At 68.6% G+C, this 21,064-nt stretch carries 27 protein-coding genes and 1 pseudogene; 5 read left to right on the top strand and 23 right to left on the bottom strand.

Translation table 11 applies throughout. The features are described from left to right. Nucleotides 1-2: 2 nt before the first annotated feature. The 17 genes from SI859A1_RS05780 to SI859A1_RS05700 form a co-directional block, all read right to left on the bottom strand. Entirely contained in the window at nucleotides 3-557 is a 555-nt protein-coding gene (locus SI859A1_RS05780) for a phage tail tape measure protein (protein ID WP_050767672.1), read from the bottom strand. A 30-nt stretch (nucleotides 558-587) separates the two neighbouring features. Beyond that, nucleotides 588-809, bottom strand: coding sequence for a rcc01693 family protein (locus tag SI859A1_RS22020; RefSeq protein WP_276324888.1), 222 nt, complete (start codon nucleotides 807-809; stop codon nucleotides 588-590). Between the two features lie 5 nt (nucleotides 810-814). Continuing rightward, nucleotides 815-1,162: a gene transfer agent family protein gene (locus tag SI859A1_RS22015; protein ID WP_040325386.1), complete on the bottom strand. Its 348-nt coding sequence runs from the start codon at nucleotides 1,160-1,162 to the stop codon at nucleotides 815-817. Between the two features lie 2 nt (nucleotides 1,163-1,164). Then, nucleotides 1,165-1,578 carry a phage major tail protein, TP901-1 family gene (locus SI859A1_RS05770; RefSeq protein WP_009208903.1) on the bottom strand — a complete coding sequence of 138 codons (414 nt, stop codon included), beginning with the start codon at nucleotides 1,576-1,578 and terminating at the stop codon, nucleotides 1,165-1,167. A 125-nt stretch (nucleotides 1,579-1,703) separates the two neighbouring features. Next, nucleotides 1,704-2,114 (bottom strand): DUF3168 domain-containing protein, encoded by a 411-nt coding sequence (locus tag SI859A1_RS05765; RefSeq protein ID WP_024348730.1) that lies wholly within the window; start codon nucleotides 2,112-2,114, stop codon nucleotides 1,704-1,706. A 119-nt stretch (nucleotides 2,115-2,233) separates the two neighbouring features. Further along, complete coding sequence (locus SI859A1_RS05760; protein WP_040325384.1) at nucleotides 2,234-2,452, bottom strand: hypothetical protein; 219 nt, start codon at nucleotides 2,450-2,452, stop codon at nucleotides 2,234-2,236. Then, on the bottom strand, nucleotides 2,452-2,784 hold the full coding sequence (locus SI859A1_RS05755) for a phage head closure protein (protein ID WP_009208901.1): 333 nt from the start codon (nucleotides 2,782-2,784) through the stop codon (nucleotides 2,452-2,454). Before SI859A1_RS05755 ends, SI859A1_RS05760 begins: the two co-directional genes overlap by 1 nt. Further along, nucleotides 2,784-3,347 carry a head-tail connector protein gene (locus tag SI859A1_RS05750; protein ID WP_040325382.1) on the bottom strand — a complete coding sequence of 188 codons (564 nt, stop codon included), beginning with the start codon at nucleotides 3,345-3,347 and terminating at the stop codon, nucleotides 2,784-2,786. The genes SI859A1_RS05755 and SI859A1_RS05750 overlap by 1 nt, the downstream gene beginning before the upstream one ends. A gap of 71 nt (nucleotides 3,348-3,418) precedes the next feature. Next, complete coding sequence (locus SI859A1_RS05745) at nucleotides 3,419-4,666, bottom strand: phage major capsid protein (protein ID WP_009208900.1); 1,248 nt, start codon at nucleotides 4,664-4,666, stop codon at nucleotides 3,419-3,421. 36 nt (nucleotides 4,667-4,702) lie between these two features. Continuing rightward, nucleotides 4,703-5,218, bottom strand: a complete 516-nt coding sequence (locus SI859A1_RS05740) for an HK97 family phage prohead protease (RefSeq protein WP_081451336.1) — start codon at nucleotides 5,216-5,218, stop codon at nucleotides 4,703-4,705. Then, the gene (locus SI859A1_RS05735) at nucleotides 5,215-5,556 is read right to left on the bottom strand and encodes a DUF6107 family protein (RefSeq protein WP_040326332.1); all 342 of its coding nucleotides are present in this window, start codon (nucleotides 5,554-5,556) and stop codon (nucleotides 5,215-5,217) included. Before SI859A1_RS05735 ends, SI859A1_RS05740 begins: the two co-directional genes overlap by 4 nt. A 444-nt stretch (nucleotides 5,557-6,000) precedes the next feature. Then, nucleotides 6,001-7,206, bottom strand: a complete 1,206-nt coding sequence (locus tag SI859A1_RS05730; RefSeq protein WP_040326331.1) for a phage portal protein — start codon at nucleotides 7,204-7,206, stop codon at nucleotides 6,001-6,003. Nucleotides 7,207-7,314: 108 nt separating this feature from the next. Then, nucleotides 7,315-7,836: a GNAT family N-acetyltransferase gene (locus SI859A1_RS05725; RefSeq protein ID WP_009208897.1), complete on the bottom strand. Its 522-nt coding sequence runs from the start codon at nucleotides 7,834-7,836 to the stop codon at nucleotides 7,315-7,317. Beyond that, nucleotides 7,815-8,099, bottom strand: a complete 285-nt coding sequence (locus SI859A1_RS20210) for a type II toxin-antitoxin system TacA family antitoxin (protein ID WP_050767451.1) — start codon at nucleotides 8,097-8,099, stop codon at nucleotides 7,815-7,817. Before SI859A1_RS20210 ends, SI859A1_RS05725 begins: the two co-directional genes overlap by 22 nt. A gap of 153 nt (nucleotides 8,100-8,252) precedes the next feature. Further along, nucleotides 8,253-9,767, bottom strand: a complete 1,515-nt coding sequence (locus SI859A1_RS05715) for a DNA-packaging protein (RefSeq protein ID WP_081451335.1) — start codon at nucleotides 9,765-9,767, stop codon at nucleotides 8,253-8,255. Continuing rightward, complete coding sequence (locus SI859A1_RS05705; protein WP_148233754.1) at nucleotides 9,764-10,249, bottom strand: hypothetical protein; 486 nt, start codon at nucleotides 10,247-10,249, stop codon at nucleotides 9,764-9,766. The genes SI859A1_RS05715 and SI859A1_RS05705 overlap by 4 nt, the downstream gene beginning before the upstream one ends. 305 nt (nucleotides 10,250-10,554) lie before the next feature. After that, complete coding sequence (locus tag SI859A1_RS05700) at nucleotides 10,555-11,046, bottom strand: hypothetical protein (RefSeq protein WP_009208894.1); 492 nt, start codon at nucleotides 11,044-11,046, stop codon at nucleotides 10,555-10,557. 581 nt (nucleotides 11,047-11,627) lie between these two features. Here SI859A1_RS05700 and SI859A1_RS21340 point away from each other — a divergent pair. Continuing rightward, complete coding sequence (locus SI859A1_RS21340; RefSeq protein ID WP_161600108.1) at nucleotides 11,628-11,990, top strand: hypothetical protein; 363 nt, start codon at nucleotides 11,628-11,630, stop codon at nucleotides 11,988-11,990. On the opposite strand, the pseudogene SI859A1_RS05690 reads toward SI859A1_RS21340, so the two are convergent. Further along, nucleotides 11,987-12,226 (bottom strand): annotated as a pseudogene (locus SI859A1_RS05690) (transposase); the annotation flags it as partial. The gene SI859A1_RS21340 and the pseudogene SI859A1_RS05690 sit on opposite strands and share 4 nt — an antisense overlap. 61 nt (nucleotides 12,227-12,287) lie before the next feature. Continuing rightward, the gene (locus SI859A1_RS05685) at nucleotides 12,288-12,764 is read right to left on the bottom strand and encodes a YcgN family cysteine cluster protein (protein ID WP_024348740.1); all 477 of its coding nucleotides are present in this window, start codon (nucleotides 12,762-12,764) and stop codon (nucleotides 12,288-12,290) included. Nucleotides 12,765-12,904: 140 nt separating this feature from the next. Here SI859A1_RS05685 and SI859A1_RS05680 point away from each other — a divergent pair, with 140 nt between their 5' ends. The 3 genes from SI859A1_RS05680 to SI859A1_RS05670 are packed head-to-tail and all read left to right on the top strand — an operon-like array spanning nucleotide 12,905 to nucleotide 16,291. Beyond that, nucleotides 12,905-15,058, top strand: coding sequence for a transglycosylase domain-containing protein (locus SI859A1_RS05680; protein ID WP_244400918.1), 2,154 nt, complete (start codon nucleotides 12,905-12,907; stop codon nucleotides 15,056-15,058). Nucleotides 15,059-15,090: 32 nt separating this feature from the next. After that, nucleotides 15,091-15,675: a DUF1214 domain-containing protein gene (locus tag SI859A1_RS05675; RefSeq protein WP_009208889.1), complete on the top strand. Its 585-nt coding sequence runs from the start codon at nucleotides 15,091-15,093 to the stop codon at nucleotides 15,673-15,675. Then, a complete protein-coding gene (locus tag SI859A1_RS05670; protein WP_009208888.1) occupies nucleotides 15,665-16,291 on the top strand; it encodes a DUF1254 domain-containing protein in 627 nt (208 codons plus the stop codon). The genes SI859A1_RS05675 and SI859A1_RS05670 overlap by 11 nt, the downstream gene beginning before the upstream one ends. Before the next feature lie 94 nt (nucleotides 16,292-16,385). Here the strand turns inward: SI859A1_RS05670 and SI859A1_RS21595 are convergent, their stop codons facing one another. Then, nucleotides 16,386-16,556: a hypothetical protein gene (locus SI859A1_RS21595; RefSeq protein WP_154653359.1), complete on the bottom strand. Its 171-nt coding sequence runs from the start codon at nucleotides 16,554-16,556 to the stop codon at nucleotides 16,386-16,388. A 228-nt stretch (nucleotides 16,557-16,784) separates the two neighbouring features. Between SI859A1_RS21595 and SI859A1_RS05665 the strand changes: the two genes are divergently transcribed. Further along, nucleotides 16,785-17,816, top strand: a complete 1,032-nt coding sequence (locus tag SI859A1_RS05665; RefSeq protein ID WP_009208886.1) for a hypothetical protein — start codon at nucleotides 16,785-16,787, stop codon at nucleotides 17,814-17,816. Nucleotides 17,817-17,834: 18 nt separating this feature from the next. Here SI859A1_RS05665 and SI859A1_RS05660 read toward each other — a convergent pair whose 3' ends face one another. Genes SI859A1_RS05660 through SI859A1_RS05650 form a run of 3 tightly spaced genes read right to left on the bottom strand, consistent with a single transcriptional unit; the run spans nucleotide 17,835 to nucleotide 20,749 of the window. Further along, nucleotides 17,835-18,167, bottom strand: a complete 333-nt coding sequence (locus tag SI859A1_RS05660; RefSeq protein ID WP_009208885.1) for a DUF1491 family protein — start codon at nucleotides 18,165-18,167, stop codon at nucleotides 17,835-17,837. 16 nt (nucleotides 18,168-18,183) lie between these two features. Continuing rightward, nucleotides 18,184-18,933 carry a peptidoglycan-binding domain-containing protein gene (locus tag SI859A1_RS05655; RefSeq protein ID WP_009208884.1) on the bottom strand — a complete coding sequence of 250 codons (750 nt, stop codon included), beginning with the start codon at nucleotides 18,931-18,933 and terminating at the stop codon, nucleotides 18,184-18,186. Between the two features lies 1 nt (nucleotide 18,934). Further along, nucleotides 18,935-20,749, bottom strand: a complete 1,815-nt coding sequence (locus SI859A1_RS05650; RefSeq protein ID WP_050767450.1) for a sensor histidine kinase — start codon at nucleotides 20,747-20,749, stop codon at nucleotides 18,935-18,937. Between the last annotated feature and the right edge of the window lie 315 nt (nucleotides 20,750-21,064).

Below are 21,064 nucleotides of genomic sequence, written 5' to 3'. Positions count from 1 at the left end.
GGTCACAATCCCCGCCGGCCGCGGCTGGCGGCCCGCGCCAGCATCGCCTGGATCTGCGCCTCCGACCGCCGGAAGCTCGTTGCATCGGGCGTCGTCACGTTGAAGACGATGGACGGGCCGGCCGGCGCACCGGTGCTCGCCACCCCCAGCGTTCCGTCGGCGCCGCGCTGCAGCGGCAGGATCGCCTCCGCCCCGGCCTCGCCCATCAGCCCCAGCTTGCCGGCCGTCGAAAAATAGCTCGGCGCGGCGACCACGCCGCCCTTGGCGAAAGGCACGATTCCGGCCGCGGCGGGCACGCCGCCCCCACCGCCCAGCCCGCCCAGCGCATTGCCCAGCATGTTCGACGCCAGGTCCGTCAGCGGCTTCAGCGCCGCATCCAGCGCGATCGTCGAGATCCGCTGGCCGAGCTGGCGCAGCACGCCGTCGAGCGAACGCCCGCCCGTCACCGCGCCCTTCATCGCCGACGCGATCGCCGAGCCGAAGGAATTGGCGCGCTGCGTCAGGGCCCCCATTGCCTGCTCGAACCCGCTGGTATCGGCGACGATCGCGACGTTCATCGTCTCGTCCGGCTCCATCCTTTCACCTCGTCAGTTCGAAGAATCCCGGTCGGGAAAGCGCCGCATCAGGGCGGCCAGCGCAGCGCGTTCAGGCGCCTCGCCCGTCACGGCGCCGAAGGGCGCCAGCGCCGCCGCCAGTTCGCGCGGCGTCGCGGTCCAGAAGGCGCGCGGCGACAGCCGCAGCAGGCCGAGCCCCGCCTGCATCGCCTCGGTCCAGGGAAACGCCGTGCCGGGCGCCGGTCGATCCGGCACGGCGTTCAGGGGTTTGGCGGGGCCGGCTCCGGCTCCCCGTCCGGCGTGCCGAAGGCCGCGGCCAGCAATTGCGCGGCAACAGTCGCGGCACCCGCCGCCCCTCCGTCGATCCGCATGGCCGCCACCTCGGCCTCGCTGACATCGGCGCCGCCGCCGCGCAGGCCCGCCGCCAGGATCCGCGTCAGGTCGCGGGCCGACAGCCGGCCGGTGCCGAAGCGCTCCACCAGCCCGGCCAGACTGTCCGCCGCGAAGGCGTCCTCCAGTTCGGCCAGCGCCCCCAGCGTCAGGCAGAGCGTGCGCTCGCGCCCGTCGATGATCGCCGGCACCTCGCCGCGATGCCGATTGACCGCCATCGTCAGACCGCCGCGAAGGCCAGCGCGCCGGCCGATTCCAGCGTCGCCTCGAAGGTGATCTCGCCATTGTGCTCGCCGGCATATTCCAGCGCCGTCAGCTGGAATGGGCCGGTGATCGTGCCGAATTCCGGGATCGCCACCTGATACGGCACGATGTCTCCGGCGAAGAACACCTGCCGCAGGCTGGCGTCCGAGGCGGCATCCTTGAAGATGCCCGATCCCGACAGCGAGGCCCGCTGTACCCCCGCTCCGCCCAGGAGTTCCCGCCAGCGGCCGGCGCTCTCGGCGTCGGTGATGTCCACGGTCTCGGCGTTGAAGGCGATCCGCCGGGTCCGCAGCCCCGCCACGGTGACGAAACTCCCGTCCCGGTTCTCGTCCATCTTCAGGAGAAGATCCTTGCCTCTCTGTGCGGCCATTCGCGTCGTCCTTTCCGCCCCGGTGCCGGTCGGCTCCGGCCAAAGAAAAAGGCGGCCCCGAAAGACCGCCCGTGTCGATGTCGCTTGAGTGGCTGCGGGACCCCGTGCCCCGCGCCGGCTGGCCGTCAGGCCAGCGGTTCGGTCACCGCCCGGAACCGCAATATGCCGTGATAGGTGGCCGAGTCCGGTTCCTGCCGTGCCTCGGCGAACTGCAGTTGCAGATTGACCAGGTGATGGCCCTCCAGCGGCAGATGCGCGTCGTTCAGCCGGCCGGCCACCTTGTCCATGATCTCGTAGGTCTCGGCCTTGCCGCCACCCTTCGCCCAGACATGCAGGGTCAGGATGTGTTCGGAGCCGTCTTCGGTCCCGGTCGACCAGTCCACCACCGCCGTGCGGCCAAGCGTCAGATAGGGAAAGCTTGCATGTTCCGGTCTCCGGTCGAACACTTTCGGCCCGCCCAACAGCGATGTCAGCGATGGGTCTGCGGTCAGCGTCTCGAAGATCGTCGTCTGGAGTTCGGCACTGGGATGCGCCATGTCATCCTCCTCGCTCACGGATGTCTACAAGATGATATATGGCGTGCCCGTGCGTCCGCCAGACGAACTGCAACCTCTTATTCCTCGTCGCGCACTAGTGATCGCGCCGGCCCGCAAGTTCAGACCGTCGCCGGCGAACCCTGCGCATCACGCGGATCGCCGCCAGGGCCCGCATCGCCATCGTCCAGCGTGCCGAAATGCCGCGGCATGTTCGAGGTCGACGGCCAGCTCCCCGCCGGCACGGTCGAGCGCGGGCGCCCGGGCTGGCGAACCGCGCGCACCAGCCGTTCGAGCGGCAGGCGGCTGCGCAGCCGCCTGATCTCCGCCGAAATGCGCATCAGGCCTCCTCCTCGCACCGGCACACCAGAAAGCGCCCCGTCTCGTCCGGGTCGTGCACCGAGGCGATGACGAGACGCCGCGTCCCGACGCCGAAGGCCCGCCCGCGCATCACCTCCTCGCTCGAACGGCAGATCACCCGATGCGTGATCGTCGCCTCGTGACGGTCGAACCGCTCGCGTGCCGCCACGGACACCGGCTCCACATGCACCGACAGCTCCCGAAGCTCCGTCCAGTTCGTCGCCGCGCCGCCGGCGCCGTCCGGCTCCGCTTCGGGCGCCAGCAGCACCGCGCGCTTGCGCAGCAGCCCCGGATCGAGGAACAGCGGCGCCATCAGATCCGCACCCGCCGATAGGGCGCGATCAGCGACCGCGCGAGCTCCGGCATCACCGCCGGCTGTTGCCCGGGATCGACCGCCGCCCGCATCTCGTAGGACGCCGCCGCGATCACCAGCAGCGCGGTCCGCAGGTTCTCCGGCACCGCACCAGCCGCAAACCCCGCCTCGAACTCCACTTCGACGCCGTTCACCGCTGCCGCCCGCACGCCCGGCGACACCCGGATCGCCTCCACCCCCAGCGCCCGCTCGACGATCGCCTCGCCCGCGTCGAACATGACGGGCACCCCGCCCGACGCGTAGGCGGTCACGCCAGTGATCGCCCCCAGCGGCCGGCGCGCGATCTCCACCCAGCCGTCGGCCGGCACCGGATCGAGCGCCAGCCGGAATGCCCGCTGCACCAGGACCAGCCCGGCCATCGCCTCGATCGTCTCGCGCGCCGCGCGGATCAGCGCAGCGATCAGCTCGTCCTCGTCGTTTCGGTCGATCCGCGCCCAGGCTTTTGCCTCGGCCACGCTTGCCGGCTCCTCGGCCCCGCCGAGCCCCAGATCGATGATCGTCATCCGTCCCTCCGCCAAAGCAAACGGCCGGGCGTCTGCCCGGCCGTCATTCGTCTCGCCCTTCAGCCCGCCCGTCAGGCGGCGAAGTCGAGGAACTTGGCGGCGTCGAAGTCCTGGATGCCGCCGCCGACCCGCTTGGTCGTGTAGAAGAGGACGTAGGGTTTGGCCGAATAGGGATCGCGCAGGACCCGCACGCCCTGCCGGTCGACGACCAGGTAGAAGCGGCCGAAATCGCCGAAGGCGATCGCCTTCGCGTCCGTGGCGATATCCGGCATGTCCTCGGCCTCGACCGTCGGAAAGCCCATCAGCGTCGCCCGCGCCCCGGCGCTGGCCGGCGGCTGCCACAGATAATTGCCGTCGCCATCCTTCAGCTTGCGCACGCTCGCCTGGGTGCGGCGGTTCATCACGAAGCTGGCGTTCTGCCGGTAGCCGGCCTTCAGCGCATAGACGAGGTCGAGCAGGCTGTCGGCCGCCTCGCCCGGCGCAAAGCCGCCGTCGGCGCCGGTCGCCACCGTGCCCACCGATCCCCAGGCCCAGGCGCCCTCGTCCACCGTCGGATAGGTCATGAAGCCCTTCGGCTTGGCCACGCCATCGCCATTGACGAAGGCCGCGCCCTCCTGCGCCGCGAAGGCCTGTTCGACCTCGTCGCCGATCCAGCGATCGATATCCACCGCCGCATCGTCGAGCAGCGCGTTGGTCGCCGCCGGCATGGCGTAGAGTTCCATGGTCGGAAAGGCGAGTTCGGCGAGCTGCGGTGCGGTGGTCTGCGGCCGGGCATCGGCCTCGCCCACCCAGCCGGTCTGCGCGCCGTCGATCGCGAAGGGCTTCTTCAGGACGGCCGCCGACACCATGCGCACCGTCGCGATGGCGCGGATCGGCGAGATCGCCGCCAGCCGCCGGCCGATCTCGGTCTCGGTCTCGTCCGGCACCAGGAAGCCGCCATCGGCGCCGGTCAGGCTCGACATCGCCTTTTCCTCGAGCCGTCGCAGCCCCTGCTCGTCGCCGCCGCGCACATAACGCTCGAAGGCGCTGCGATGCTCGCTCGGCCCGGCCGCCGGCCGGCGCTCGCCGCCCAGCGCCGGCCGCGCCTCCTTCAGGATCAGCCGCTCGACACGCCGCTCCTGTTCGTCGAGGCTCTTGGAAATCCGGTCGACCTTTTCCTCGGTCAGGACGTCGGCGCTCATGCGCTTCTCGATCTCGCCCAGGCGCTCGTCATTGGCCTCACGAAAGCTCTCGAAGGCCTGCATGAATTCGTGAAAGGCCGCTCCGGCCTCCGGCGCATGCGCCTTGGTCTCGAGGGACGGATGGGAATGGTCGCTCATGCGGATTCTCCGTTTCGCTTCAGAAGAGTTCAGATGTCAGGCCGCAAAGCCGGTCGCGGCCCGGGCGCGCCGCGGGGCGGCATGACCCGCCGTGCTGGCCACGCCGGCCAACAGGCGTGCCCGCTCCTGCATCGGGAAGGTCACCAACGAGACCTCCCACAGATCGATGGTCACCAGCCGCCGCCGGGCCGTGCCGACGCCGCGGCGCGCCAGTCTGGTGCGAAAGCCGATGGACAGGCCGTCCAGCGCCCCCGCAGCGATCAGCCCGGCCGCCTCGCGCCCGGCCGCCGTCGCCAACGCCAGGGCGCCCTCGACATAGAGGCCGGTGCGATCCTCGCGCACATGGTGCCAGCGTCCCACGGGCCGGCCGGGATCGTGCTGCCAGAGCATACGGATACCGGCCATGCCCCGGCGCAGGACCGAGGCGGCAAAGGCGCCCGGCTCGATGATGTCGCCGGCGAGATCGGTCTCGCCGAAGATCGCCGCATAGCCGCGGATCGACCCGTCGTCGGTCACGCCGGGCCCCGTGCGGGCGCGCAGCCCGCCGGTCATCGCTTCCTCCACGGCCGGTTCTCGCCGCCGCGGAACAGCCCGTCTGCAAAGCGCGACAGCACGCCCAGCGCCCACCAGGCGAACAGGCTCGCCGAGGCCGACCCCATCAGCGCCAGCTCCAGGGCGCTCAGCGTCTGGCCGAGGTCGAGATGCTCGGCCAGCATCAGCCCGGCCGGCGGACCGAACACCACGCCGGTCACCATGCCGATCAGGAAGCGCGACGCCGCCTCGCGCCGGCCCTTCGGCAGCAGATAGGCGACCGAGATGGCCGACCCGGCCACCGCGCCGAGAATTTTCGACGCCCAGAGCGCCAGAACGGACACGGGTTCGACGTTCATCGGCACCTCCATGAAACGGTCGCGCGCCGGCCGGCCCGCTCTCACGGACCCCGGCACATGTCATGTCTGTCGATTGCAGAAGACGCCTCGGGCGCTTCCCGAGCCGCCGGTAGCCGGCTTCCCCCGCAGCGGCAGCGCCCATCCGGCTGGCGGCCCGCGCGGGAAAACCGCGCACGCCCCGTCAGCAGTCGGGCGCGATCAGGCGATCCACCACAACACGGCGCCCCAGAACAGCAGGCACACGAGCAGCAGGATCAGCCCGGCCCTGGCGCAGCCAATGGCGCCATCGTCGTCTTTCACGGCGGGCTCCTCTCGCATTCATCGAAGCCGCGACACTGCAGCTACAGACAGGCACGAGAAGGATGGCCGCATGGTTTCCACGGGCTTACCTCGCCCGGTGGTTAGCAAGGTCTTAACCAAGCATCGCGATTGCGCCGGGACGCCTCACCCCTCGGCGCCGTACCCCACCGCCTCGCGCTTTTCCGAGCGCGACAGGAAGTCTGCCGTCCCGACCCGCGCCCACAGCGCCTCGCGTTCGGCGCTCAGCCCCTCGACCCGATCGAGATCCTGCGCCAGTCGCAGGTCGGGCGCGCCGAAATGGCCGCCCAGCCAGTCGCCGATCGCCCCGGCCAGGCGGCCCGCCAGCGGCAGCACCGTCAGGCGGAAGAAGGCGCGGTTGGCCTCGGCGTAATTCGCATAGGTCAGGTCGCCGGGGATCCCCAGCAGCATCGGCGGCACGCCGAAGGCCAGCGCGATGTCCCGCGCCGCGCCGTTGCGCGCCTCGATGAAATCCATGTCCTTGGGCGATAGCGCCATCGCCTTCCAGTCGAGCCCGCCTTCCAGCAACATCGGCCGCCCGGCCCGCGCCGCCCCGGCATAACCGCTTTCGAGCTCGGCCTTCAGCCGGTCGAACTGCTCGGGCGCCAGATTGCCGCCATCGGCCGGCTGATAGACCAACGCCCCGGACGGCCGGGCCGAATTGTCGAGCAGCGCCTTGTTCCAGCGCGACGCCGCATTGTGCAAATCGAGCGCCGTCTGCGCTGCCGCCAGCGGCGAATAGCCCGCCGTTTCGGCCAGCGGATGGAACAGCCGCACGTGCAGGAGCGTCGCCGGCCGCTCGCCATTCCCCTCGGCGGCGATCCGGCGCACCGCGTGGCCGGCGCGATATTCATAGGCCTCCGGCCAGCCGTCGCTGCCCTCGACGATCCGCACCCGGTCCGGTCGCAGCGCATGCAGCGCCCGGATCTCGCCGTCGATGCCGGTCGCCTCCAGATAGGCGTTGCCCGACAGGAGCAGATGCCCGCACAGGGTCTCGGTCAGGCTCTGGCCGTCGCTCGCCAGGTTCGGCCGGCGCAGGAGGTCGAGGATCGGATGCGCCGTGATCTCCCGGCTGCCCTCGTAGAGCAGCATCGGGATCGCCGCCGCGGTCTCGGCGATCAGCCGGACCGAGCGATAGACCACCGGGTTCTGCATGAAGCCCGCCCGCGCCAGCCCCTCATAGCCGCGCTCGCTCCACCCGCCCGGATCGCCGCCGCCGGAAAACACCAGCGCCCCGCCGGCAGACCCCACGCCCTTGCGCTCCCCCGGAGCCGCCGCACGCGCACCACTCCCGCCGCCGAGCCAGTCGGCGATCCTCGTCTTCAAGCTCATGATGGTCTCCGCAGCGTCGATCACGGCGCGCCAGGCGTCATGCTGACAACAAAAACCCCGCCGGAGCGGGGTCACAGAACTCGGATAGGGGCGACGCTTCGCCCGCCTTCAATCGGCCATCGACGCCAGGATATCCTGCGTGGGCAGGATCAGCTTCAACGGACTGATCTTGGTCGGCTGAAACCCCAGATTCCGGTAGAATTGCGCGGCCTCTTCGTCGAGCGCGTCCACCACGACCGCGCGAAACGCCACCGCCTGCGACGCCGAAGCGGCATTGCGCAGCGCATTGGCCAGCAGCGCCTTCCCGATCCCGTGTCCGTGGAGATCCTCATGCACCGCCAGCCGGGCGAGAAGCGCGATCGGAATCTCCACCGGTGTGCCGTGCGGCCGCTGCGAACGCGGCACATCCTTGCGCAGGATCATCCCCGCACACAGCGCGTAATAGGCCCGCACATGCATGTTCGCGTCGCGCACCACAAAGGTCCGCGTGTAGTTCGCGCTCTGATTATGCAGCGCCATGTCCGACAGCCATTCGTCCAGGCTCGGCTTTCCGCATCTAAAATCCGAAAAGTCGTGGCTGTCGGTCAGTGGCTCTGGGGCGAAGAGCCCTAATGCTCGGAAGTCGCCCACTGGCTACCGCTCCGAAGCAGGGAGGCCAGTTCCGGATGTACCTTCGCCGGCTGGGAAATCGTCTCCGCGATCGAGTCGAAGAGCGCCGCGTCGAGATGCAGGAACCGCTGGTCCATGAGTTCCTTCTGCGCACTGGACGTCGCGGCCTCGATGACGAAACTCGACAGGCTCTTGCCGCACGCCTCCGCCGCGCGCTTGATCAAGGCCAGTTCGTCGCTCTTGATCCGAACGTTGAGATTGTTCTCTTTCTTCGAGGCAGTCATTCCCGGTCCTCATGACCCATTCGGTAAAGACGTCGTGCGGCGTCGGCGACGGCCATCAGGCCTGCTCGCAGCCGTATTGACAATGTATGGACAGGCAACGGTCAAAGCAACACTGCCTCCCTCCCGGTGACATCTACCGACGCCGTTCAAGCCTCAAAGCCCGCGCACCCGCGGGTCGCGCACCGGCCCGGTCAGCGCCGTCACCGCCCAGACCAGCGCGTCCAGCCGGTCGGGCGAGCGCCCGCCGCTCAGGCCGTCCGGGCCGAAATCGGCCATCTCGTCTTCCAGTTCGGGAAACCGCCCCGCATGGCGCACCCGGCCCTGCTCGTAGAGCGCCGCCACCGGCTCGGCCCGCAGCCATTTGCCCCGCGACGCCCGCACGGCGCGGAACGGCACGCTCGGCGCACAGGCGCGGATCACCGCCTCCACCATGTCGCCGCCCTGGTTCACCTCGGCGACGATCCGGTCCGCTTCCAGCCGCTCGAACAGCGCCACGGCGGCGCCCGCCCATTGATGCGGCTTGGCCCCGCGCCGGCTCGCATCGGCCAGCACATAGATCGTGCCGTCGGCCGCATGGCCCGCCGCAATGATACCGCAGGCGTCCGAACGCGTCGTTGCCGTGGCCGGCGGATCCACCGCCACCACCACCCGCCGCAGCTCCGGCGCAACGCGCACCCGCGCCGCGTCGATCGCCGCCACGTCGAACAGCGCGTCCTCGCGCGCCTCCAGCATCAGCCCTTCCAATTCCTGCCGGCCGAGCCGCGATCCGCCATAGCGGGCCTCCATCGCCGCCAGGAATCCCGGCGCCAGATTCGCCGCGTTCTCCGCCGTGCGCATATGCGTCGATGCCGTCCCGGCATCCGCCATCAACTGTTTCAACAGCGGGATCGGCCGCGGCGTCGTGGTGAACAGCGCCCGCGGCCGCACCCCCAGGCGCAGACCGAACTGCAGATTGTCGAAACACGCTTCGCCATGCACCCATTTGGCGAACTCGTCGCCCCAGGCCGCATCGAACTGGTAGCCGCGCAGCGCGTCAGGGTCCTCCGACGAGAACACCTGCGCGATCGCCCCGTTCGGAAACACCAGCCGTCGCCGGCTCACCTCATAGACCGGCCGCCCCTCCACCGAGGCCGCCACGATCCCGCTTTCGCCGGCGATCATCACCTCGCGCGCATCCCCCAGGGTTTCGGCGATCAGCGCGATACGGCCATGCGGCCGCGCGGCGATCGGCGGCGCCCCCGCCGCCATCGCCCGCACCCATTCGGCGCCGGCCCGGGTCTTGCCCGAGCCGCGCCCGCCGATCAGCAGCCATTGCCGCCAATGGCCCGGCGGCGGCAATTGCGAACGCCGCGCCAGCTGTATCCAATGCGGCGAAGCGCTCGCCAGCACCGGTCCCGGATACTCGCCCGACAACTCGGCCCCTTCCGCCTGATATTCCGCCTCCGACAGCAGCGGCAGCGCCGCGTCGTCCGCTGCACCCCCGGCTCCAACCTCCGAACCGCTTCCACCCCCGCCCGCAGCGCCAGCGCCACCATCGCCGGCCGACGCCTCATTCCCGTCAATCCCGGCCGCTGCGCCCGAGCCCGTATCCGTCCAGTCCGCCCCGCCATCAGCGCCTTCGCCGCCGCCGCCCTCTCCCGTCGCGCCAGCCCGCCGCCCGCCGGTCATGCGCCATCCGTCGCCGCGGACGGCCCCGCCGGCCGGTCATCCGCCGGTCGCGGATCGCCCGCATAGGCACCGTCAGCATCGAACAGGGTTGCGCCCTCGCGCCGCCGCGCATCGAGGCTGCGCAGCCGCGACAGAAACTCCGCGCGCAGTCGGGCCGTCTCCGCCGCGTCCGCGTCGCCGCCTTCCACCGCCAGCCGTTCCAGCCGCTTCAGTTCCAGAAGCTTTTCCAGGGTGCGCGCCGCCTGGCCGATGCTCTCCACCCGCTCCTTGGCGCTCGCCCGACGCGGCGCCGGCGCGGTCTCACCGCCAGCCTTCGCCGGCGCCCGCCGCTTAACCCCGTTGGCGGTCGCCGCCCTGGCCGCATTGGCCCGCGCCGCACCGGCCGCCCGCGATAAAGGAATATTGTCCGAGAGCTCGGCCTGCAGCGTCTCGACCTCGCGCCGCAGCAGCACGAACAGGCGCTCCGACAACAGCTCCGCCATGCCGCGCCTGCCCCCGAGCCCGTCGCCGACGATACCGGCCACCAAAAAGGGCGCCGGGGTCAAACCCCGCCGCCCGCAATATCTCGACTGTATCTGAACCCTACACGACCACCGTCACGCCGTCAAGGACTTTTTTCCTAATTATATACGTGCCAAAACAGGACTGATTCGCTTTGACGGAAGTGCGTGAAAGGCCCGAAAGCGAAGTGACTGAAGAGATGGTCGAGGCCGGCGCCCGATACGCTGAGGCGATGATCGGCGGGCTAACGACCGTCTCCGTGATTTATGAGGAGTTCGCGAGAGAACTACTCTCGCTCTCGCTCGGCAAATGCGATCCCTTTGAGCTTCCTGATAAAGCTCCACAACGCGCTCAGTAGGTCGCTAATCTCTTGGATTATGCGTAGGAGTTCCGGCTGCAGCGGCTTGCCAGACAGCCGGTTCGGCTTGCCAAGGTTGTCCCCGCGAATGACGGTGACTTCGCTTCCGCCATCGTTCAGGGATATTCCGATACGGCCGTGCACGACGCTATTCCGATGGCTCGACACGTCGTTCGTTTTGGCTTGAAGCCGGCCCAACTCTCTCAAAGTGTCCGTGTGGCCGCTTAGCGAGACGCCGGCCACTTTCATCACCAAGTCGCGCTGGGCTTGGCCTGTGACGAATATCTTAAAAATGGCGTTCGCCTTCTCCTGGGGTGTATCCGCCATTAGCTGCAGGTAAATCTGGTGCCAAACGTTATCGACCTCATTCCAAGAGGTGGTGACCTTCCCGATAAGCTCGAACTCGGGGAAGAGGATCATGGCGGGCTCCGGCGATCAGAAGCGAGACGAGGTTCTGAAACGCCTCCTAGAGACGCCTCCCCAGCCTAAGGGCGGAAAGAAGGAGAAGGAAGGCGAGCAGAGGCCTTCTCCGAAACAGGAGTAGAAGGCAGCCATCTGGCGCGCTACCCTCCCCGAAAATGCGGGGGCGGTTTTGATACGGTATAAAAATTCGACTTTCGAAAGCACGCTGGTAGACCTTGACGGCGCCAGTTTTGAGGGCTGCGTGTTTCGCAATTCGCGCATGCGGTACAGCGGCGGCGTCCCACCCTCAATGGTGAGTTGTCAGTTCTATGACAGCGCATTTGAATTCGCGGGGGCAGCCTCGGATACCATCTCCTTCATGAGGGGCATTTATCACGGCATGGGAGCCGGCGGCAGAGACATCATTGAACAGACATTCGAGGCCATTCGGTCTGTTCGCGACCCAGCTACGGTCGGCAAGGACGGCACCGAGATGGCGAATGTCTGACGCTGGCGAGACGGGAACGGGCGTCATTAAGGGGTCCGAAATCCACGGCCCTAGTCGGCCGATAATGGAGGCTCCTGCGCAAAGATTTACAATGCCAGATGCTGTGGATTGGCACATGATTCTTGATCAAGAGCTAGATCAGTTATCTCGTCCAGAAACAGGTGTGATCGGATCGATAGGTTTCGTCGGCCTCGGGGCAGCTATAGGCCTAGTCCCGGCTTTCTCTGATGTCATGGGAAATGTTAATGCAGATCGGCTGGAACCGCTGACGGGTGGCGAAATTGCTACTCTTCTCATCCTACCCGGAAGCTTTATGCTGGCTGTTGTATGCTTGGTGATTTTTGCAATAAGCGTGTGCCGAGATAAGGCCCTGACAGGGGTTATCAAGGCTCGGAAGAAGCAGTCTATGCCTGCTTCTTCCTCTGCCGCAGGAAGCATCGCGCCTTCTGCTTAAGCGTGCGCGGCTTTACCAATCCGCCGATAGGTCAGGCGTTTGCCTCCAATGCCTGCAGCGGCGCGGTCGCCGCGCTCTACATTGGCCACACCAAGACGGGTGCGGTTGTTGTAGCGGAAGTCGAATTCCGCAAGATAGCGGTGCAGATGGGCCTCACCGCAGTGGTGATAGACGCATTTCATGCCGCGCTTAAAGATGCCGAACACGTCTTCGATGCTGTTGGCGTGGATCGCAACGCCCTCGGCATAGCGGCAAACGACGAAGTCAGGAGCAAGCGCTTGGCCGCGCCCGCCCCCCCTAAGCCGCATCATCCATCGGGTTCTCGCCCGGCCAGGCCGCCAGATGGTCCTCGTAATCCTCCAGCGCCATGCCGGCCTCGCTGACCGTGCGGCCGCGCACCGAGACGCCGGCCTGGTGCACCGTGTCGGGATCGCCCGAGACCAGATGGTGCCACCAGTAGAGATCGCTCCCCTCCGCCACCAGCCGGTAGGCGCAGCTCGGCGGCAGCCAGCCGATCGAGCGCACCGTCGCCACGTCCAGCGACACGCAGTCGGGCACCGTCGCCTGCCGGTTGTCGTAGTCGCGGCAGCGGCAGCTCTCGCCGTCCAGAAGCTGGCAGCCGACATTGGTCCAGGCGATCTCGCCCGTGTCCCAATCCTCCAGCTTGTTGAGACAGCAGCGCCCGCAGCCGTCGCAGAGCGACTCCCACTCGTGGGGGGTCATCTCCTCGAGGCTCTTGGCCTGCCAGAAGGGCTTGTTGCCGGAATCACGCATGGTTGAAATGTCTGCACTTCCTCGCGACTTTTTCATGATCTCGACGTATAGGGTACAAGCACTTCCTGATGAAGGGACGTCGCGTCGCGGCCGCAGATGCGTCGCGGGCGCGGGGTCCGGCCGAGACTGACAGGTTGACCTTGGACGAAACTCCCGAAAAACGCCGGCGGCGCAGGCAGCCCTCGCGACTGATCGAGATCGACGCCTGGATCGACTCCAGCCTTTGGCGCTCCTTCCATGCCTTCGCGGCGTGGTGGGAAGGCGTCACCGTGTTCTCCCGCAAGTTCCGCGTGCGCGGCTTCAACCGCTTCCTGTTCGAGGTCATGGGCGAAGGCCTGACCCTCGGGCTCGCCGGCTTCGTGCTGCTGCTGGCGCTGGCCCAGCCGGCGATGAAGGTGACGGCGAAGGGCCTGCCCCAGGAAACCGACTATTCCGTCCAGTTCCTCGACCGTCATGGCGACGAGATCGGCCGCCGCGGCGTGCTGCGGGCCGCCGCCGTGCCCATCGACGAGATGCCGGATTCCTTCATCAAGGCGGTGCTGGCCACCGAGGACCGGCGCTTCTTCGAGCATTGGGGCATCGACTTCTTCGGCCTCGCCCGCGCCATGTCCGAGAACGCCCGCGCCGGCGGCGTCGTCCAGGGCGGCTCCACCCTCACCCAGCAGCTTGCCAAGAACCTGTTCCTGTCCAACGAGCGGACCATCGATCGCAAGATCAAGGAAGCCTTCATCTCGATCTGGCTGGAGTCGCATCTGACCAAGCGCGAGATCCTCGCCATGTATCTCGACCGCGCCTATATGGGCGGCGGCACCTTCGGCGCGGCCGCCGCGGCGGAATTCTACTTCGACAAGAACATCCGCGATATCTCCATGGCCGAGTCGGCCATGCTGGCCGGCCTGTTCAAGGCCCCGGCCCGTTACGCGCCGCACATCAACCTGCCGGCGGCGCGGGCCCGCGCCAACGAGGTCCTGACCAACATGGTCCAGGCCAATTTCGTCACCGAGGGCCAGGTCGTCGCCTCCCGCCGCCAGCCGGCCGTCGCCGTCGACCGCTCCTCCACCCAGTCGCCGGACTATTTCCTCGACTTTGCCTTCGAGGAGGTGCAGCGCCTCGCCCGAGAGGCCGGCCTCAAGCAGCGCAGCTTCCTGGCCCGCACCACCATCGACATGCGGCTGCAGCAGCTCGCCGATGAATCGGTCGAGTATCATCTGCGCCAGTTCGGCACGAATTACGACGTCGAGCAGGGCGCCATGGTCGTCATCGGCGAGGATGGCGGCGTGCGCGCCATCGTCGGCGGTCGCGACTACGGCGTCTCCCAGTTCAACCGCGCCACCAACGCGCTGCGCCAGCCGGGCTCCTCCTTCAAGGTCTTCGTCTACGCCGCCGCCATGCAGGCCGGCATGACCCCGTCCGACACCATCGTCGACAGCCCGATCACCATCGGCCGCTGGTCGCCGCAGAATTACGGCCGCTCCTTTTCCGGCCGGGTCACGCTGGCCAATGCGCTGGCCCGCTCGCTCAACGTGCCCGCCGTCAAGCTCAGCCAGAAGGTCGGCATGGACAATGTCACGGCGCTGGCCAGGGAAATGGGTGTCGAATCCCCGCTGCGCGGCGACAAGACCATGGCGCTGGGCACCAGCGAGGTCACCGTCCTCGACCAGGCAACCGCTTATGGCGTCTTCGTCAATGGCGGCATGGATTCCCACCGCCACGCCATCATGCAGCTGATGGACGCCTCCGGCCAGACGATCTGGGATGCCCGGCGCGACATGCCGCCACGCAAGCGCATCCTCACCGAGGACGCGACCAAATCCATGAACGAGATGCTCGTCGCCGTCTCCGAGCGCGGCACCGCGCGCCGCTCCCAGCTTTCCATGACCCGCGTCGCCGGCAAGACCGGCACCACCCAGAGCTACCGCGACGGCTGGTTCGTCGGCTACACCGGCAATTTCACCGCCGCCGTCTGGTACGGCAACGACAGCTTCCGCCCGACCCGCAACCTCACCGGCGGCTCGCTCCCGGCCATGACCTGGCAGCGTTTCATGGAGACGGCCCACAAGAACATCGAGCTGAAGCCGATCCCGTTCATCGACGATCCCTTCCCGGCAGAAAAGCGCGAGGTCGCCACCAGCGACGGCGAGGCGCCGCCGCCCGAGGGGCCGCAGATGCTGTCGCGCGCCGCCCAGGCGGTTCTAGACGACATCGTCGAGCGGCTCGAAGCCCTGCCGCCGCTCGAACCCGAGCAGCTCGCCGCCGCCAGCGCGTCCGGCCCCCCCGCCGCGACGCAGCGCTAGACCGCCATCGGCCTTTCCGGATCTGACCGCCCATGCGTCTTGCGCTTCTCGTCCTCATTGCCCTGTCGATCGCCCTCGGCCTCGGCGGCTGGTCCGCCGACTGGGCGCTGAAACGGTCGACCGAGATCGGCACCGTGTCGGTCGGCCCATGGCAGGCCAATCCCTTTGCCGGCGCGCCCGACGCCGATCCCTATTCCAAGGCCCGGCTCGCCCGCCTCGGCAATCTCACGCTGGGCATCGGCGAAGGCATCCTCTTCACCGCCGACCAGGACGGCGCCGGCAATGCGCTGCGCCGCCAGTGCAATTACCGCCTTGTCGGCCAGACGCCGCCGGCCCGCATCTGGACCCTGGTGCCCTTCACCCCGGAAGGCCGGCTCATCGCGCCGGCGGCCGGGCGCAATGGCTGGCTCACCTCCAACAACCTGATGCGCGAGGAAGACAATTCCTTCGCCATTGCCCTCGGCCCCTCGGCCCGCTCGGGCAACTGGCTGGCGACCTCAGGCACCGGTCCCTTCACCCTCGCTTTGGCGCTCTACGACACGCCGGCCAGCGCCTCCACGGGCGTCGATAGCCTCGCTCTGCCCAGCATCACCCTCGAGACCTGCTATGATCGCTAGGCTGCTCTACGCCATCGTCGTCGGCCTCATCGGCGCCGCGCTAGTGCATATCGTGGTGATCTTCGCCATGCCGCATCTGGCCGAGAACAATGCCTGGGGCCGCTTCGCCAGGCTCGGACCGCTCAATGAGACTGTCCGCGTCGAGGCGCTGCGCAGCGCCGGACCCGACACCATCGCCCCGATGCCCGGCTCCGATCGCCACGACTTCGCCTTCGTCGATCCCGCCTTCGTCAATGCCAGCTGCCGCTTCTCGCTCGCCGACGGCCCGGTGCGGATGATTGCCAGCTATGGCCCGACCACCTTCTGGTCGGCCTCGATCTACGATCGCAGCGGCGACAATCTCTACAGCATCAACGATCGCTCCGCCGTCGACGGCATCTTCGACCTTCTGGTCGGCACCCGCGAACAGATCGTTGACGCCAATGCCGACATCGACAGCGGCGACGACACGACCATCCCGGTCGAGGTCGATCTCAGCGAAGGCTACATGACCATCCGCGTGCTGGTGGACGAGGAGAGCAAGCGCCCCGCCGTCGAGGAGTTCATCGGTTCGCTGGCCTGCCGCCCGCTCGGACCGGTCACCGCCAATCAGCCGACCGCCAGCCGCGACGGCTGATCGCCGTCTCCCTCACCCGGGGACGCCGCATGGGACGGCCCGCTCTGCTCCGCACGCTGGTTCAAGGTGATCGACCGACGCCGAACCGCTGCGATCAGGCCTGCCGCTTCATCACCACGGCGCGCTTGCCGGCCCGCTCCGGAATCGCTTCCCGGCGCACGCAGGGCAGGAGAATGATCTGCGCCGTCGCGCGGCCGCCCGGCACGACCGGCCGCGCCCGCTGATATCTGTCCGACTTGCTGTTCAGGTTCACAATGACTGCCATGGTACGATTCCTCGTCCAATGGAGCACGGCAACATCCAGTATCTGGCGCTGTCGACCCGGGGGCTGACCATCGCGCATCGATCCCGATCCGGATGATCCTGATACCGGCGCGTTCGTCATTCGCGCCGTCCGCAGGGCAGCAGACCCTACGACAGTTAACAGCTTGCTAATGTTTCTTAGCTAATCCTTCCACCCGGCGAAACCAAAGGTCAACCATACGGGAGCCCCATGAAGGACGTCCTGCCGCGCATCTACCGTTCCCTCGAAAAGGACATCCGGCGCGGCGGATTCGACACCATCGTGACGGCTGCGACCATGAGCTTCCTGACCCAGCGCGCGCCCGGCAAACGGCAGCTGCGCGAATTCGGCGATCTGGTCGCCTCGGCCTGGCCCCAGCTCGGCGCCGACACCCTGCGAACGCTCGCCCAGTCCCTCGCCTCGGCGCCCAACCTGCCCGTCGGCATCGTCGATCGCATTTGCTGCGCCCCGCTCGATATCGCGGCGCCGTTCCTGCGCGCCAGCCCGTGCCTCGAAAGCCGGCATCTGGAGGCGCTGGCCCAGCGCCCGGATGCTGCCCTCCACGCCATTCTCGCCGAGCGCCAGGCTGCGGACGCTGCCCCCGCCGCTTCGGCCCCCATCGCAATTCCCGACGCCCCGGCGAAGCCGGCAACCCCGCCCGTCGCAGCCCAGCCCTCCGCCCCTGCGCTCGTGCGCCCGGATGCCGCCGCAGCTGCCCGCGCCGAACTGTTCTGGCTGGCCCGCCCCGGCCGTGCACCGGCGACACCGGCCGCGCCCAAGGCAGCCGAGGCACCGCTTGCCACCTCGATCTCCGGCCTCGTCGCCGACGCCAGAGCGGGACGCATCGAACGCTTCTATGCCGGCCTCGGCCGCATGCTGGCCCTCGACGCCGCGACCCTTTCGACGATCGCCGACGACGCCAGCGGCGAATGGCTTGGCCGTGCGCTGAAGCTATTGCGGGCCGGCCCGACCGATGCCCTCACCGCGATCATGCTGGTCAAGCCCCGCATCGGGGCGGATGTCGCGGCCTTCGAGGCGATGAAGACGATTTATCGTGGGCTGGACGCCGACGACTGCCGGTCGCGCCTTGGCCTCGCAAGGGCGCGCATCATGGTCGACGCGCCGGCGCTGCAGCCGCAATCGGCCGATCTGGTGATCCGTCCGGTCGCCGGTGCGCCGCGGCGCAGCTTCGGCCGCCGCACCCTGCCGCCGGCCGTCGAACGCTCCATCGGCAAACGCTGAGGCCAATCGGCCGCTACGCTATTCCGTGGCGAGGTCGATGAAGGCTTCGGGGTCGCGGGTCTCGATCTCCACCACCCAGAAATCCGGGTCGAAGCGGGCCTCGCGGGCCAGCCGCGCTTCCAGCGCCGCCTCGTCCGCCGCCGGCTCGAGAACGAAGCGGCGCTCGCCGCTTTCCTCGTTCAGGCTCTGCGGCGCCGGCCCGTACAGCTGGAACGCTCCGCCCGGCTGCCGCGCCACGATGAAGATCGCGCCGGCCTGATCGGCGCCGCGGCGCGCAACCACGGCGAAGTCGCCGGCCGCAAACAGCCGGCGCACGAGCTGCGCGACATGGAGTTCGCTGGTTATCCGCATCGGCGCGCGCGACCGCTCACTGGATCGCGCCGATCTCGATCAGCCGCTCCAGGATCCGCGGGTCCGGCGCGCCGGTGACTTCCAGCCCTTCCAGCGCCTCGAAGGTGCGGATCGCCTCGCGGGTGCGCTCGCCGGGAATGCCGTCGGCCGAGAGTTCGGCGACCTGCGCCGAGGTCAGCCCGGCCTGGATCCGGCGCACCAGCTCGCTGTCGCTGAGCTTGCCGATCTCGGCCTGCAGGGCGTCGTCGGGTGCGTCGGTGGAATTGTCGGGGACGTTCTGCGGAATGCCCCGCATCCGCTCCTCGATGCTGGCGATGGCGTTCGGTCGCGGCGACGGGTTCGGCGCCTGCGCCGTCACCTGCCGGATCTGCGACAGCAGCAGCGGCGTCGCCGCCCCATCCGTCGTCAGGCCGTGGCGGCTCTGGAACGTGCGGATCGCGGTGTCCGTCGCCGGGCCCGGGCGGCCGTCCACCGGCGCCTCGTAGATCCCCGCCTCGGCCAGCGCGGTCTGCACCTCGCGCACCAGCGGCACCGGCATCAGCGCCGGGTTGTTGCCGGCCACGCGCGTGCCGCCGCCCTTGCCCGGCTCGCGCGTCGCCAGGAACGGGCTCGGATGCGGTCCCGGCTGGTGCATGGCGTTGATCGCCACGCCGCCGAACAGGATGGCAAACCCGGTCAGGCCCGCCGACAGCGCCGGACGACGTGCGAGCGCACGCGCCACACCCGCCGCGCCGCGGCGGGTCAGGGCCAGAAGCGTCGTGCCCATGCTAGGCCGAGCGGCGCGCTTCGAGGGTCTGCGGGGGGAGATTCGTTTGGGTGCGGGCATCGCTCAGAGCTACGACATTTTCCTTGAGGTTTGGTGTGGATTCGGCGCCTTCGACATAGACCGCCGGCAGGCGGACCGTCACCATGGTGCCGACGCCCGGCTGGCTGCGGATCGTCATGTCGCCGCCGTGCAGTTCGGCCAGGCCCTTGACCAGCGACAGGCCGAGGCCGGTGCCCTGGTAGCGCCGCGTGGTGCCGGACGAGACCTGTACGAAGGGCCGGCCCAGGCGCTCGATATCGCTTTCGGCGATGCCGATGCCGGTGTCGCTGACCGAGAATTCGACCATCGCGCCGACCCGCCGGCTTTCCAGCGTCACCACGCCGACCTCGGTGAATTTCAGTGCGTTGGACAGGAGGTTCAGGAGGATCTGGTGGCAGGCTCGCCGGTCGGCGGTGATCTCCTCGTCACGGCAGCCGGGCCGCACGTCGAGGCGCAGATCCTTGCGCCGCGCTTCCTCGCGCACGACGTCGACGGCCAGGTCCATCGCCTCGCCCAGCCCGAAGGCTTCCGGCACCAGCTCGTAGCGGCCGGCCTCGATCTTGGACACGTCGAGCAGGCTGTTGACCACCGACAGGAGGTGCTGGCCCGACTGGCGGATCAGCCCGACATATTCCTTCTGGCGATCGCTCTCGAAGCCGCCGAAGAATTCCTGGTCGAGAATGTCAGAGAAGCCGATGATCGCGTTGAGCGGCGTGCGCAATTCGTGGCTGACTGCCGCCAGGAACTGGCTCTTGGCCGCCGACGATTGATTGGCCGCATCGAGCGCCGTCTGCAGGTCCGCCGATTCACCTGCCGCGTTCGCCGCGACGGCGACGGCCACGTGCACGGCACCGGTCTCGGCGCAGCCGCGAAGACGCAGCCCTGCCGGATGATAGGTCCCGTCGCCGCGGCGCAAGCGCGCTGCCGCCGTGACGACCTGCGCCGTGCGCCGTGCATCCGCCAGCGCCTGCAGGAAGACCACGCGGTCGCCGACATGGACAAGGTCGACGAGGCTGCGGCCGGTCACGGTGTCGCGCTCCTGCCCGATGCCGGTCAGCGTGGCGGGCGACACCGCGGTCACCATGCCGCGGGCGTCGAGCGAGATCAGCGCCGCATCCAGGAGGCTGGCCGCGTCGTCGATCGACGGACCGGCGACGGCCGCAGCCGAGGTCGTGGCGGCGGCATTGGAGTTGGTCGAACGCCGGGCCAGCCGGAGGACGAGCGTCGCGCCGTAGCACAGGATCAGGGCCGCCGAGGCGGGGTCGAGACCGGCGGTGAAGACCGGCGGACCGACGGCGAGCAGGCAGGCCGCAAAGACCAGGGTCGACCCGGCCAGCGCCGCAGCCAGTCCGCGGCGGCCGGCGATCAGCAATTCGGCCGGCAGGATCGCCAGCAGGATCAGCCAGGCAGCCGAGGAGGATTGCGCGAACAGGGCGCCCCAGCCGATCAGGCCGGCGACGAGCGTGCCGCCCAGCCAGGTCGCATGGTCGATGGCGCCGGTGGAGGACAGATAGGCCGCGGCCGCCAGCGCCATGCCGGCGACGATCAGCGGCGCCGCCACGGCGAGAATGCCGGACTGGAGCAGTGCCAGGATGGGCGATGCAATCGCGGCGAGCAGGCCGGCGCCGATGAGGCCGCCAATCGCCAGCGCCTGCACGCGGCGCTCACCCGCGTCGCTGACGGAGTTCGGAACGAGAACATCGAGCCGTTCGCCGATGAGAGACAGCGCACCACCGGCCGGTGTTCCTGTCTGTCGCTCGTCCAACGCCTCGGTCATACAAGAACTCGCACTCACATTCAGGCCGCCGGGCGTCGAGGACAATTCGAGGTCCGGCGGCGGTCGACCGTGATAATGCGACCGACGGTTTAAGGAAGCCATAAACCACGGCTTTTCCCGTTGGCGTCGCCATCGGATACCCGGCACAGCGCAGATTCGGACATCGTCCGTCTTCGCTTATGGTTAACGCTTCCTTGCGCCGCCCGATGCCCGCTTCGCCGGCCATCCGATCCATAGCGGCGGTGGATAAGGGACAATTTGAATCAACTACGCGTCGCAGTTTCAACGTCCCCTTGGAACGGCCGTGGCATGGTG

Origin of the sequence: Aurantimonas manganoxydans SI85-9A1, from assembly GCF_000153465.1 — a bacterium.
Classification (GTDB): Bacteria; Pseudomonadota; Alphaproteobacteria; order Rhizobiales; family Rhizobiaceae; genus Aurantimonas; species Aurantimonas manganoxydans.
This window is presented reverse-complemented; position numbering and strand designations above follow the sequence as displayed.

Bases quoted from the DNA above. Each gene is read 5' to 3' on its own strand.
- SI859A1_RS05780 (WP_050767672.1), bottom strand. From the start codon at position 557: ATGAACGTCGCGATCGTCGCCGATACCAGCGGGTTCGAGCAGGCAATG.
- SI859A1_RS22015 (WP_040325386.1), bottom strand. From the start codon at position 1,162: ATGGCGGTCAATCGGCATCGCGGCGAGGTGCCGGCGATCATCGACGGG.
- SI859A1_RS05770 (WP_009208903.1), bottom strand. From the start codon at position 1,578: ATGGCCGCACAGAGAGGCAAGGATCTTCTCCTGAAGATGGACGAGAAC.
- SI859A1_RS05765 (WP_024348730.1), bottom strand. From the start codon at position 2,114: ATGGCGCATCCCAGTGCCGAACTCCAGACGACGATCTTCGAGACGCTG.
- SI859A1_RS05760 (WP_040325384.1), bottom strand. From the start codon at position 2,452: ATGCGCATTTCGGCGGAGATCAGGCGGCTGCGCAGCCGCCTGCCGCTC.
- SI859A1_RS05755 (WP_009208901.1), bottom strand. From the start codon at position 2,784: ATGGCGCCGCTGTTCCTCGATCCGGGGCTGCTGCGCAAGCGCGCGGTG.
- SI859A1_RS05750 (WP_040325382.1), bottom strand. From the start codon at position 3,347: ATGACGATCATCGATCTGGGGCTCGGCGGGGCCGAGGAGCCGGCAAGC.
- SI859A1_RS05745 (WP_009208900.1), bottom strand. From the start codon at position 4,666: ATGAGCGACCATTCCCATCCGTCCCTCGAGACCAAGGCGCATGCGCCG.
- SI859A1_RS05740 (WP_081451336.1), bottom strand. From the start codon at position 5,218: ATGACCGGCGGGCTGCGCGCCCGCACGGGGCCCGGCGTGACCGACGAC.
- SI859A1_RS05735 (WP_040326332.1), bottom strand. From the start codon at position 5,556: ATGAACGTCGAACCCGTGTCCGTTCTGGCGCTCTGGGCGTCGAAAATT.
- SI859A1_RS05730 (WP_040326331.1), bottom strand. From the start codon at position 7,206: ATGAGCTTGAAGACGAGGATCGCCGACTGGCTCGGCGGCGGGAGTGGT.
- SI859A1_RS20210 (WP_050767451.1), bottom strand. From the start codon at position 8,099: ATGACTGCCTCGAAGAAAGAGAACAATCTCAACGTTCGGATCAAGAGC.
- SI859A1_RS05715 (WP_081451335.1), bottom strand. From the start codon at position 9,767: ATGACCGGCGGGCGGCGGGCTGGCGCGACGGGAGAGGGCGGCGGCGGC.
- SI859A1_RS05705 (WP_148233754.1), bottom strand. From the start codon at position 10,249: ATGGCGGAGCTGTTGTCGGAGCGCCTGTTCGTGCTGCTGCGGCGCGAG.
- SI859A1_RS05700 (WP_009208894.1), bottom strand. From the start codon at position 11,046: ATGATCCTCTTCCCCGAGTTCGAGCTTATCGGGAAGGTCACCACCTCT.
- SI859A1_RS21340 (WP_161600108.1), top strand. From the start codon at position 11,628: ATGCCAGATGCTGTGGATTGGCACATGATTCTTGATCAAGAGCTAGAT.
- SI859A1_RS05685 (WP_024348740.1), bottom strand. From the start codon at position 12,764: ATGCGTGATTCCGGCAACAAGCCCTTCTGGCAGGCCAAGAGCCTCGAG.
- SI859A1_RS05675 (WP_009208889.1), top strand. From the start codon at position 15,091: ATGCGTCTTGCGCTTCTCGTCCTCATTGCCCTGTCGATCGCCCTCGGC.
- SI859A1_RS05670 (WP_009208888.1), top strand. From the start codon at position 15,665: ATGATCGCTAGGCTGCTCTACGCCATCGTCGTCGGCCTCATCGGCGCC.
- SI859A1_RS21595 (WP_154653359.1), bottom strand. From the start codon at position 16,556: ATGGCAGTCATTGTGAACCTGAACAGCAAGTCGGACAGATATCAGCGG.
- SI859A1_RS05665 (WP_009208886.1), top strand. From the start codon at position 16,785: ATGAAGGACGTCCTGCCGCGCATCTACCGTTCCCTCGAAAAGGACATC.
- SI859A1_RS05660 (WP_009208885.1), bottom strand. From the start codon at position 18,167: ATGCGGATAACCAGCGAACTCCATGTCGCGCAGCTCGTGCGCCGGCTG.
- SI859A1_RS05655 (WP_009208884.1), bottom strand. From the start codon at position 18,933: ATGGGCACGACGCTTCTGGCCCTGACCCGCCGCGGCGCGGCGGGTGTG.
- SI859A1_RS05650 (WP_050767450.1), bottom strand. From the start codon at position 20,749: ATGACCGAGGCGTTGGACGAGCGACAGACAGGAACACCGGCCGGTGGT.